Annotated in this window: 12 protein-coding genes and 1 pseudogene; 11 read left to right on the top strand and 2 right to left on the bottom strand. The window is 73.0% G+C overall.

Annotation, left to right across the window (positions count from 1 at the left end):
- Positions 1–6 precede the first annotated feature (6 nt).
- The 6 genes and pseudogenes from RIM90_RS15470 (at position 7) to RIM90_RS15445 (ending at position 4761) form a co-directional block, all read left to right on the top strand.
- Complete coding sequence (locus RIM90_RS15470; protein WP_375165451.1) at positions 7–903, top strand: segregation and condensation protein A; 897 nt, start codon at positions 7–9, stop codon at positions 901–903.
- Positions 900–1571 carry an SMC-Scp complex subunit ScpB gene (gene scpB / locus RIM90_RS15465; protein WP_309061276.1) on the top strand — a complete coding sequence of 224 codons (672 nt, stop codon included), beginning with the start codon at positions 900–902 and terminating at the stop codon, positions 1569–1571. Before RIM90_RS15470 ends, scpB begins: the two co-directional genes overlap by 4 nt.
- Positions 1571–2614, top strand: a complete 1044-nt coding sequence (locus tag RIM90_RS15460; protein WP_309061275.1) for a pseudouridine synthase — start codon at positions 1571–1573, stop codon at positions 2612–2614. The genes scpB and RIM90_RS15460 overlap by 1 nt, the downstream gene beginning before the upstream one ends.
- 62 nt (positions 2615–2676) lie before the next feature.
- Positions 2677–3396, top strand: a complete 720-nt coding sequence (locus tag RIM90_RS15455) for an NUDIX domain-containing protein (protein WP_309061274.1) — start codon at positions 2677–2679, stop codon at positions 3394–3396.
- The gene (locus tag RIM90_RS15450; RefSeq protein WP_309061273.1) at positions 3393–4415 is read left to right on the top strand and encodes an ADP-ribosylglycohydrolase family protein; all 1023 of its coding nucleotides are present in this window, start codon (positions 3393–3395) and stop codon (positions 4413–4415) included. The genes RIM90_RS15455 and RIM90_RS15450 overlap by 4 nt, the downstream gene beginning before the upstream one ends.
- Positions 4412–4761: pseudogene (locus RIM90_RS15445) on the top strand (DNA polymerase beta superfamily protein). Before RIM90_RS15450 ends, RIM90_RS15445 begins: the two are co-directional and overlap by 4 nt.
- On the opposite strand, the gene RIM90_RS15440 reads toward RIM90_RS15445, so the two are convergent.
- Positions 4687–5430: a DNA polymerase beta superfamily protein gene (locus tag RIM90_RS15440; RefSeq protein ID WP_309061272.1), complete on the bottom strand. Its 744-nt coding sequence runs from the start codon at positions 5428–5430 to the stop codon at positions 4687–4689. The pseudogene RIM90_RS15445 and the gene RIM90_RS15440 sit on opposite strands and share 75 nt — an antisense overlap.
- Before the next feature lie 22 nt (positions 5431–5452).
- Positions 5453–5878, bottom strand: coding sequence for a Rieske (2Fe-2S) protein (locus RIM90_RS15435; RefSeq protein WP_309061271.1), 426 nt, complete (start codon positions 5876–5878; stop codon positions 5453–5455).
- A gap of 212 nt (positions 5879–6090) precedes the next feature.
- On the opposite strand from RIM90_RS15435, the gene aroH reads away from it, so the two are divergent.
- The 5 genes from aroH (at position 6091) to der (ending at position 10521) form a co-directional block, all read left to right on the top strand.
- Entirely contained in the window at positions 6091–6453 is a 363-nt protein-coding gene (gene aroH, locus RIM90_RS15430) for a chorismate mutase (RefSeq protein ID WP_309061270.1), read from the top strand.
- Positions 6450–7535 carry a prephenate dehydrogenase gene (locus RIM90_RS15425; protein ID WP_309061269.1) on the top strand — a complete coding sequence of 362 codons (1086 nt, stop codon included), beginning with the start codon at positions 6450–6452 and terminating at the stop codon, positions 7533–7535. The genes aroH and RIM90_RS15425 overlap by 4 nt, the downstream gene beginning before the upstream one ends.
- A gap of 105 nt (positions 7536–7640) precedes the next feature.
- Positions 7641–8321: a (d)CMP kinase gene (cmk, locus tag RIM90_RS15420; RefSeq protein ID WP_309061268.1), complete on the top strand. Its 681-nt coding sequence runs from the start codon at positions 7641–7643 to the stop codon at positions 8319–8321.
- Positions 8318–8965: a lysophospholipid acyltransferase family protein gene (locus tag RIM90_RS15415; protein WP_309061267.1), complete on the top strand. Its 648-nt coding sequence runs from the start codon at positions 8318–8320 to the stop codon at positions 8963–8965. Before cmk ends, RIM90_RS15415 begins: the two co-directional genes overlap by 4 nt.
- Before the next feature lie 77 nt (positions 8966–9042).
- Entirely contained in the window at positions 9043–10521 is a 1479-nt protein-coding gene (gene der / locus RIM90_RS15410; RefSeq protein ID WP_309061266.1) for a ribosome biogenesis GTPase Der, read from the top strand.
- Positions 10522–10560: the final 39 nt, after the last annotated feature.

Raw genomic sequence — 10560 nt, 5'->3', positions numbered from 1 at the left:
CCGGCGGTGCCGCCGTCGGCGGGCGCCACCGGCCCCGGGACGGGGGCCGAGGGCGGTGTCTCCGGGACGGGGACCGACGGCGGTGAGGAGGGCGACGGCCGGTTCACGGTGCGGCTGGCGAACTTCGAGGGTCCCTTCGACCTGCTCCTCCAGCTGATCGCGAAGCACAAGCTGGACGTCACCGAGGTCGCCCTGTCCAAGGTGACCGACGAGTTCATGGCGTACATCCGGGCGCTGGGGGCGGACTGGGACCTGGACGAGACGACCGAGTTCCTGGTCGTGGCGGCCACGCTGCTCGACCTCAAGGCGGCGCGGCTGCTGCCCGCCGCCGAGGTGGAGGACGAGGCCGACCTCGCCCTGCTGGAGGCCCGGGACCTGCTGTTCGCCCGCCTGCTGCAGTACCGCGCGTACAAACGGATCGCGGAGATCTTCAGCGACCGCCTCGACACGGAGGCCCGCCGCCACCCCCGTACCGTCGGGCTCGAGCCGCAGCACGCCGAGCTGCTGCCCGAGGTCGTCCTCGGCATCGGCCCCGAGGGCTTCGCCCGGCTCGCGGTCAAGGCGATGCAGCCCAGGCCCAGGCCGCAGGTGTACGTCGACCACATCCACGCGCCGCTGGTCAGCGTGCAGGAGCAGGCCGGGATCGTCGTCGCGCGGCTGAGGGAGCTGGGCGAGGCGAGCTTCCGCGCGCTGGTCGAGGACACCGACGACACGCTGACCGTCGTGGCCCGGTTCCTCGCGCTGCTCGAGCTGTACCGCGAGAAGGCCGTCGCCCTCGAGCAGGAGACCGCGCTCGGCGAGCTGACCGTGCGCTGGACCGGTGGGGACGGGGAGGCCGTCCCCACCGTCACCGACGAGTTCGACCGGCCGCCCGAGCCGACCGGGAAGGGGAGGAAGGCGTGAGCGAGGAGACGACCGGCACCGGGGTTCCCGCGGGACCGCGCACCGTCGCGGACCTCGACCTCAAGCCCGCCCTGGAGGCGGTTCTCATGGTCGTGGACGAGCCCGCGACCGAGGAGCACCTGGCGAAGATACTGCGGCGGCCGGAACGCCGGGTCGCGGACGCGCTGCGCGAGCTGGCGGACGAGTACACGGCGCAGGGGCGCGGCTTCGAGCTGCGGTTCGTCGCGGGCGGCTGGCGCTTCTACACCCGCCCCGAGTACGCCGCCGCCGTGGAGGGGTTCGTCCTGGACGGCCAGCAGGCCCGGCTCACCCAGGCCGCCCTGGAGACCCTCGCCGTGGTCGCCTACCGCCAGCCGGTCAGCCGCAGCCGGGTCTCCGCGGTGCGCGGAGTGAACTGCGACGGTGTGATGCGCACCCTCCTGCAGCGGGGTCTGGTCCAGGAGGCGGGCACGGAACCCGAAACAGGTGCGATCCTGTACACGACGACGAACTACTTCCTGGAGCGGATGGGCCTGCGCGGTCTGGACGAGCTCCCGGAGCTCGCGCCCTTCCTCCCGGAGGCGGAGGCGATCGAGGCCGAGACCCAGGAAGCCGTGCCGTCGTTCGATCCGGACGCACCGGACCCGGACGACGGTCCCCCGACGAACACGACGACGACGGAATTTTGATGCGAAGCAGCGGCAGCGGAAAGAGCGGCGGACGCGGTAATCACCGCGGTGCCGGCAACAACAGGGACCAGAAGCAGGGGCAGGGCCGCCCCCGCAAGCCCCGCCCCGAGGAGCGCCGCTACGACGTGGGCCCCGGGGCCACCAAGGACGGCCCGAAGGCCGGGCGCGGCGGAGCGAAGCCGTCGCCCCAGAAGGGCGGCCGGGGCCGCACCGCCCCGGCGCGCTCGCGCGAGTACGAGGCGCGGATCGAGGAGCGCAACCGCGAGCGGTACGCGGGCCGCAAGGACGTCAGGCTCCCGAAGACCTTCCCGGGCGCCGAGCAGGAGGGCGAGCGGCTGCAGAAGGTGCTCGCGCGCGCGGGCTACGGCTCCCGGCGCGCCTGCGAGGAGCTGATCGAGCAGGCGCGGGTGGAGGTCAACGGCGAGATCGTCCTCGAGCAGGGCCGCCGGGTCGACCCGGAGAAGGACGAGGTCAAGGTCGACGGCCTGACCGTCGCCACCCAGTCGTACCAGTTCTTCTCGCTGAACAAGCCCGCCGGTGTGGTCTCGACGATGGAGGACCCCGAGGGGCGCCAGTGCCTCGGCGACTACGTCACCAACCGCGAGACCCGGCTCTTCCACGTCGGCCGGCTCGACACCGAGACCGAGGGCGTCATCCTGCTCACCAACCACGGCGAGCTGGCGCACCGGCTGACCCACCCCCGGTACGGCGTGAAGAAGACCTACCTCGCGCACATCGTCGGGCCCATCCCGCGCGACCTGGGCAAGCGGCTGAAGGACGGCATCCAGCTCGAGGACGGCTACGCGCGCGCGGACCACTTCCGGGTCGTGGAGCAGACCGGCAAGAACTACCTCGTCGAGGTGACCCTGCACGAGGGCCGCAAGCACATCGTGCGCCGCATGCTCGCGGAGGCCGGGTTCCCGGTCGACAAGCTGGTGCGCACCGCCTTCGGGCCGATCACCCTGGGCGACCAGAAGTCGGGCTGGCTGCGCCGGCTGTCCAACACCGAGGTCGGGATGCTGATGCAGGAGGTCGACCTCTGAGGGTTGGCACGGGCCGCCGCCCCCTTTTATAGTCTGAGTGACTATTAAGGGGGTGGCCGGCCGTGCACGGCTACGACAAGTACGCCTTCGAGCCCTTCGCCGTCACCGTCGACCTCGCCGTCTTCACGCTCCGCGCGGGCGCGCTGCACGTGCTGCTCGTCGAGCGGGCGCAGGAGCCGTACGCCGGCCGCTGGGCACTGCCCGGCGGCTTTCTGCTGCCGACGGAGTCGGCGGAGACGGCGGCCCGTCGGGAGCTGGCCGAGGAGACCGGCCTGACCGACGTGTCCGGGCTGCACCTGGAGCAGCTGCGGACCTACAGCGAACCCGACCGCGACCCCCGGATGCGGGTCGTGTCGGTCGCCTTCGCCGCGCTGCTGCCGGACCCTCCCGAGCCGAGGGCCGGGACCGACGCGGCCGAGGCCCGCTGGACGCCGTACGACACGGCCGGGCCGCTCGCCTTCGACCACGACCGGATCCTGGCCGACGCCCGGACGCGCATCGGGGCCAAGCTCGAGTACACCTGTCTGGCCACCGCCTTCTGCCCGCCCGAGTTCACCCTGGGCGAGCTGCAGCAGGTCTACGAGACCGTCTGGGGCACCGTGCTCGACCGGCCCAACTTCCGGCGCAAGGTGCTCGCCACCCCGGGCTTCGTCGAAGCCGTCCCCGGCGCCGCGCGCCTCACCGGCGGCCGGGGCAAACCCGCCGCCCTGTACCGCGCGGGCACCGCCACCGCCCTCCACCCGCCGCTGCTCCGGCCGACTCCGGAAGGACGCCCCGCATGACCACGACCACCGTCACCAAACGCGCCGCCACGGGAGCGCTCACCGGACTCGCCCTCGGGGACGCGCTGGGCTTCCCGACGGAGTTCAACGACGTGCCGTCGATCCTGGCCAAGTTCGGTCCCTGGCGGGGGATGGACCTGCCGAGGCCGGCGATCGTCACCGACGACACGCAGATGACGCTGGCGCTGGGGAAGGGGCTGCGGACGGCGATGGACCGGGGGCCGCTCACCCCGAAGCGGCTGGAGCGGCCGGTGCGCGAGGAGTTCGTGGAGTGGTACCGCTCGCCCGAGAACAACCGTGCCCCCGGCAACACCTGTCTCAAGGCCTGTCACCTGCTGGCCCGCGAGGACCGGCCCTGGCAGGACGCCGGCCAGGTCGGCTCCAAGGGCTGCGGGGCCAACATGCGCGTGGCACCCGTCGGCCTGGCCCCCGGCCTGAGCGACGAACAGCGCGCGGGTGCCGCCCAGTTGCAGTCGGCGCTCACCCACGGGCATCCCACCGCACTCGCCGCCTCCGACCTCACCGCGCACGCCGTACGGCTGCTCGCCGAGGGTGCCGAGCCGACCGGCCTGATCGGACTGCTGCGCTCCTACGCCTACGAGAACCGCACCCGCTACCACGAGTTCTGGCTCGGCGACCTGTGGACCCGCGCCCAGGACCCCACCCCCGAGCACTTCATCGCCCGCGGCTGGGACGAGTGCCTGGAGATCCTGGGGCGCCTCCAGGACGCCGTGCGCACCGTCTCGCCCGAGACCGACCCGTGCCTGGCCACCGGGGAGGGGTGGATCGCCGAGGAGGCCCTGGCGACCGGCCTGCTCTGCTTCCTGCTCTTCGTCGACGAACCCCTCACCGCCCTGCGCCGCGCCGCCTGCACCGCGGGCGACTCCGACTCCATCGCCTGCCTCACGGGCGCCTTCGCGGGCGCGTACCTGGGCGCGGACGCCTGGCCCGCCGAATGGGCGGACCGCATCGAGTACCGGGACGACCTGCTGGCGCTGGGAACGCTCTGGGACGCTTGACCGACGCCCTGGGCCTCGGCCCGAGCCCGGTGATCGCCGGACAGCCCGACCCGGTGCTGTTCGCCACCGTCTCCGGCGCGCACCTGTACGGCTTCCCGTCCCGCGGCTCCGACGCGGACCTGCGGGGCGCGCACCTGCTGCCGGCCGCCGGTCTCGTGAGCCGATCGCCGCCCAGGCGGAGCGCGAGCACTCGGGCGCCGCCGTCGACCGCGCACGCGGACGGGCCGACGTGGAGCGGCCGCACGGCGTGCCGGACGAGGCCCGGGCGGCGTCAGCCCTGCCCGACGCCCCCACCGCGTACGACGCCCTGCATGACCTCGTGGTACGGACCCGCCCGGAGGACTGAGGCGCGGCGCGTGCGGACGAGGAAGTCCTCCACCCGGCGCCGGTCCGGCTCCTCGGGCAGCGGACTGCGCCGGGCGGCCTGCGCGCCCTCCTCCGCCAGCCGGGTCATCCAGGACTCCACCTCCGGCCAGGGGACCTCGCCCCGTTTGACCGCGAGCAGCGGCTCGCGCCGCTCGCCCACGTCGATCGTGAGCGTGCCCGTGCGCAGCAGGTCGCGGGCGCTCGTCAGCAGGCGGAGCAGGTGCATGGCGTGCTTCCAGCGCGGGACGCCGTGGACCCGGGCGTGGGCCTCCAGCTTGCGGCGCTGGCCGTGGGCGTACCGCGTGAACGTCTCGTGGACCCGGCGGGAGAGGAACGCCCCGCGCAGGGACAGCAGCTCGCGGCCGGTGTCGTCGGCGTACTCCACGAGCGGGGAGTGCAGGCACTCCAGGACGGTGGGGTTGGCGCGCAGGGCCAGCTCGCAGAAGCGCTCCAGCTCCCAGCTGAACTGCTCCTCGGCCGGCCCCTCGACGTGCGTCGGCGGTTTGTCGAAGCGCCAGAACAGGGGAGTGGGGGCGAGGAACACGCCCCGGCGGTCGGTGTCGCTGTCCTCCGTCGCCAGACCGAAGGCACGCGACCCCATGACGCAGGCGTAGACGGTGTGGTCGCGGACCAGGAACTCGGGGCGCATGCGCGGGAGCGTACGCGGCGGATCACGCCAGGCGGATCGAATTTCCCTCCACCGTGATCCGCTCCTCGGGCAGCGGCCTGGTCGCGGGGCCGCTCTCGACCGAGCCGTCGGCGATGCCGAAGCGGCTGTTGTGGCAGGTGCAGTTGATCGTGCCGTCCGAGACCTCGGCCACGACACAGTTCTGGTGCGTGCAGACCGCCGAGAAGGCCTTGAAGTCGCCCTCCTCCGGCTGGGTCACCACCACCTTCTCGTCCTTGAAGACCGTGCCCCCGCCCACCGGGATGTCGCCGGTCGAGGCCAGCTCCTGTCCGGCGGGGGCGTCCGGTGCGGCGGTGCCGGGGGAGGAGCCCCCGTCGCCGCCGTTCCCGCCGCAGCCCGCGGTCAGGGCCGCCGCGCCCGTCGCTCCTGCCGCGAGAAGGACCGTGCGTCGCGTTGCGCGGTGGGTCATGTCGCCACTCCGAGGAAGGGAGGCCGGTGGGTAGGTCAACCTCCGCATCGTGGCACCGAACGAGCCGGAGGAGAAGCAACTCCCGACGAAGCGCCACGAAACGTGCGCATCACCGTCTCAGCAGGCGGGCTCCGGGCACCGGCCGCGCGCCGGTCTGGCTAGGCTGGGCGTCCGAACAGGTGAGAGACGACACGTCAGCGAGGAGCATCGTCGTGGCGGTACGAGCGGTCCGGGGCGCCGTCCAGTTGGAGCGGGACGAGGCCGACCACATGGAGGAGCAGGTCGGCGCGCTGCTCACCGCCGTCCTGGAGCGCAACGGGCTGACCGTCGACGACCTGATCAGCATCTGGTTCACGGCCACGCCGGACCTGCACAGCGACTTCCCGGCGGCCGCCGCCCGCAAGCTCGGCATCGTCGACGTGCCCCTGATCTGCGCCCAGGAGCTGGACATCGAGGGCGCCATGCCCCGCGTCGTCCGCATCCTCGCGCACATCGAATCCGACAGGCCCCGCGCCGACATCGCGCACGTCTACCTCGGCGCCGCGGCCGCCCTGCGCAAGGACATCGCCCAGTGAGAACCGCACTCGTCCTCGGCACCGGGCTCATCGGCACGTCCGCCGCCCTCGCCCTGTCCCAGCGGGGCGTCACCGTCCACCTCGCCGACCACGATCCGGAGCAGGCCCGTACCGCCGCCGCGCTCGGCGCCGGCACGGACGAGGCCCCCGACGGACCGGTGGACCTGGTGATCGTCGCCGCCCCGCCCGCCCACGTGGCCGACGTGCTCGCCGACGCGATGGGGCGCGGCCTGGCCCGCGGCTACGTCGACGTCGCCAGCGTCAAGGGCGGACCGCGCCGCGAGCTCGAGGCGCGCGGCCTGGACCTGACGTCCTACATCGGCACGCACCCCATGTCCGGCCGTGAGAAGTCCGGTCCGCTGGCCGCCACCGGCGATCTCTTCGAGGGCCGCCCCTGGGTGCTGACCCCCACCCGGGACACCGACACCGAGGTGCTGAACCTCGCCCTGGAGCTGGTCTCGCACTGCCGCGCCGTGCCCGTCGTCATGGACGCCGACGCGCACGACCGTGCCGTGGCCCTCGTCTCCCACATGCCCCACCTGGTGTCCAGCATGGTCGCCGCGCGCCTGGAGCACGCGGAGGAGGCCGCCGTGCGGCTGTGCGGGCAGGGCATCCGGGACGTGACCCGGATCGCCGCCTCCGACCCCCGGATGTGGATCGACATCCTGTCCGCGAACCCCGGGCCGGTCGCCGACCTGCTCACGGACGTCGCCGCCGACCTGGAGGAGACCGTGCGGGCCCTGCGCGCGCTGCAGTCCTCCGACGAGGACAAGCGCCGCGGGGGCGCCACGGGGATCGAGGACGTGCTGCGCCGCGGCAACGCCGGCCAGGTCCGCGTCCCCGGCAAGCACGGATCCGCTCCGCGGGTCTACGAGACGGTGGCGGTGCTCATCGACGACCAGCCGGGGCAGCTGGCCCGCATCTTCGCGGACGCGGGGCAGGTCGGGGTCAACATCGAGGACGTGCGGATCGAGCACGCCACCGGGCAGCAGGCCGGTCTGGTGCAGCTCATGGTCGAACCCAGGGCGGCGGCCGTCCTCACGGCGGCGCTGCGGGAGCGGGGCTGGGCGATCCGGCAGTAGGCCCCGGCCCCGGGATGGGCCGATCGGGGGATGCGTACCCAGTAACCTTGTGCGGGGCGGTCGCGCCCCGTCTCCCCGCCAGCCAGGTCCAGGAAGGTTCCCACTGTGGAAAGCGCCACGCCAGTGATTGTCGCCATCGACGGCCCCTCCGGCACGGGCAAGTCGAGCACGTCGAAGGCCGTGGCGGCGCAGCTCGGCCTGAGCTACCTGGACACCGGCGCCCAGTACCGGGCGATCACCTGGTGGATGGTGAACAACGGCATCGACATAGACGACCCCTCCGCGATCGCCGCCGTCGCCGGCAAGCCGGAGATCGTCTCCGGCACCGACCCTAAGAGCCCGACCATCACGGTCGACGGCGTGGACGTGGCCGGCCCGATCCGTGAGCAGGACGTCACCTCCAGGGTCAGCGCGGTCAGCGCGGTGCCCGAGGTGCGCGCCCGGATCACCGAGCTGCAGCGCGCGATCGCCTCCTCCGCCGTCACCGGCATCGTCGTCGAGGGCCGTGACATCGGCACCACCGTGCTGCCCGACGCCGACCTCAAGATCTTCCTCACCGCATCCCCGGAGGCGCGTGCCGCCCGCCGCAGCGGCGAGCTCAAGGGCGCCGACGTCAACGCCACCCGCGAAGCCCTGATCAAGCGGGACGCGGCCGACTCCAGCCGCAAGACCTCCCCGCTGGCCAAGGCGGACGACGCGGTCGAGGTCGACACCACCGACCTGACGCTGGCGCAGGTCATCGAGTGCGTCGTCACCCTCGTCGAGGAGAAGCGGGCCGGGAAGTGACCGACGTCCCATCGGTGCGGGGCGCCGAGGTCGGGCGGCGCATCGGCGTCGGCCTGATGTACGGGCTGTGGAGGCCGCGCGTGCTGGGCGCCTGGCGGGTGCCCGCGGCCGGTCCGGTGATCCTCGCCGTCAACCACTCCCACAACGTCGACGGCCCGATGGTCATGGGCGTGGCACCCCGGCCGACGCACTTCCTGATCAAGAAGGAGGCGTTCGTCGGCCCGCTCGACCCGTTCCTGACCGGCATCGGCCAGCTGAAGGTGGACCGGCACACCACCGACCGCACGGCGATCTCCCGGGCGCTGGGCGTGCTGGAGAACGGCGGCGTCCTCGGCATCTTCCCCGAGGGCACCCGGGGCGAGGGCGACTTCGCCTCCCTCCGCGCGGGGCTCGCCTACTTCGCCGTCCGCAGCGGCGCGCCGATCGTGCCCGTCGCGGTCCTGGGAAGTTCCGAGCGGCGCGGACGGTTGATAAAGGGGCTGCCCCCGCTGCGCTCCCGCGTCGACGTCGTCTTCGGCGACCCCTTCGAGGCGGGCGACGGCAGCGGCCGGCGTACCCGCAGGGCGCTGGACGAGGCGACCGAGCGCATCCAGAAGCAGCTCACCGCGCACCTGGAAAACGCCAGGCGCCTCACCGGGCGCTGAGCGACACTTGAGTAGTGGATCACCGTTGTGTGCGGTGGGCCACCGATCACCACGATGAACGACGAGGTACGGACTTCATGAACGACCACAGCCAGCCCGACGGCTCGGCCGAGCACGAGCACGATCACGGGGCGCTCGGCGACGCCGAGTTCGCGGAGTTCATGGAGCTCGCCGCGGAGGAGGGCTTCGACCTCGAGGACGTCGAGGGCGCCATCGAGGCCGCCGGACACGGTCCGCTGCCCGTGCTCGCCGTCGTCGGCCGTCCCAATGTCGGCAAGTCGACCCTGGTGAACCGGATCATCGGCCGCCGCGAGGCGGTCGTCGAGGACAAGCCGGGCGTCACCCGCGACCGCGTCACCTACGAGGCCGAGTGGGCGGGCCGCCGCTTCAAGGTCGTCGACACCGGCGGCTGGGAGCAGGACGTCCTCGGCATCGACGCGTCCGTGGCCGCGCAGGCCGAGTACGCCATCGAGGCCGCCGACGCGGTCGTCTTCGTCGTCGACGCCAAGGTCGGCGCGACCGACACCGACGAGGCCGTGGTCCGGCTGCTGCGCAAGGCCGGCAAGCCGGTCGTGCTGTGCGCCAACAAGGTGGACGGCCCGAGCGGCGAGGCCGACGCGGCCTACCTGTGGTCCCTGGGCCTGGGCGAGCCGTACCCGGTCTCCGCCCTGCACGGCCGCGGCACCGGCGACATGCTGGACCAGGTCCTGGAGGTGCTGCCGGAGGCCCCGGCGCAGACCTTCGGCACCGCCGTCGGCGGCCCGCGCCGGATCGCCCTGATCGGCCGCCCGAACGTCGGCAAGTCCTCGCTGCTGAACAAGGTCGCCGGCGAGGAGCGCGTCGTCGTCAACGAACTCGCCGGCACCACCCGCGACCCGGTCGACGAGATGATCGAACTGGGCGGCAGGACCTGGAAGTTCGTCGACACGGCGGGCATCCGCAAGCGCGTCCACCTCCAGCAGGGCGCCGACTACTACGCCTCGCTGCGCACCGCCGCCGCCGTCGAGAAGGCCGAGGTGGCCGTCGTGCTCATCGACGCCTCCGAGTCCATCTCGGTGCAGGACCAGCGCATCGTCACCATGGCCGTCGAGGCGGGCCGCGCGCTCGTCCTCGCGTACAACAAGTGGGACACCCTCGACGAGGAGCGCCGCTACTACCTGGAGCGCGAGATCGAGACCGAGCTCGGCCAGGTGGCGTGGGCGCCCCGGGTGAACGTCTCGGCGCGCACCGGCCGGCACATGGAGAAGCTGGTCCCGGCCATCGAGACGGCCCTGGAGGGCTGGGAGACCCGGGTGCCGACCGGCAGGCTGAACGCCTTCCTCGGCGAGCTGGTCGCCGCCCACCCGCACCCCGTGCGGGGCGGCAAGCAGCCGCGCATCCTGTTCGGCACCCAGGCGGGAACCAAGCCGCCGCGGTTCGTGCTGTTCGCCTCCGGCTTCATCGAGGCGGGCTACCGGCGCTTCATCGAGCGCCGGCTGCGTGAGGAGTTCGGCTTCGAGGGGACGCCGATCCACATCTCGGTGCGGGTGCGCGAGAAGCGCGGCAAGAAGAAGTAGCCGAAGAAGCGGCCGAGGACACGGCGAAGGGGCGGCCCC

This window comes from Streptomyces sp. (assembly GCF_031181555.1).
Taxonomy (GTDB): domain Bacteria; phylum Actinomycetota; class Actinomycetes; order Streptomycetales; family Streptomycetaceae; genus Streptomyces; species Streptomyces fimbriatus.
Note: the sequence above shows the minus strand (reverse complement) of the source record. Positions and strands in the feature narration are given on the sequence as shown.

Coding starts and splice junctions, on each gene's coding strand:
- RIM90_RS15460 (WP_309061275.1), top strand. CDS start 1,571: ATGCGAAGCAGCGGCAGCGGAAAGAGCGGCGGACGCGGTAATCACCGC.
- RIM90_RS15450 (WP_309061273.1), top strand. CDS start 3,393: ATGACCACGACCACCGTCACCAAACGCGCCGCCACGGGAGCGCTCACC.
- RIM90_RS15440 (WP_309061272.1), bottom strand. CDS start 5,430: ATGCGCCCCGAGTTCCTGGTCCGCGACCACACCGTCTACGCCTGCGTC.
- RIM90_RS15435 (WP_309061271.1), bottom strand. CDS start 5,878: ATGACCCACCGCGCAACGCGACGCACGGTCCTTCTCGCGGCAGGAGCG.
- der (WP_309061266.1), top strand. CDS start 9,043: ATGAACGACCACAGCCAGCCCGACGGCTCGGCCGAGCACGAGCACGAT.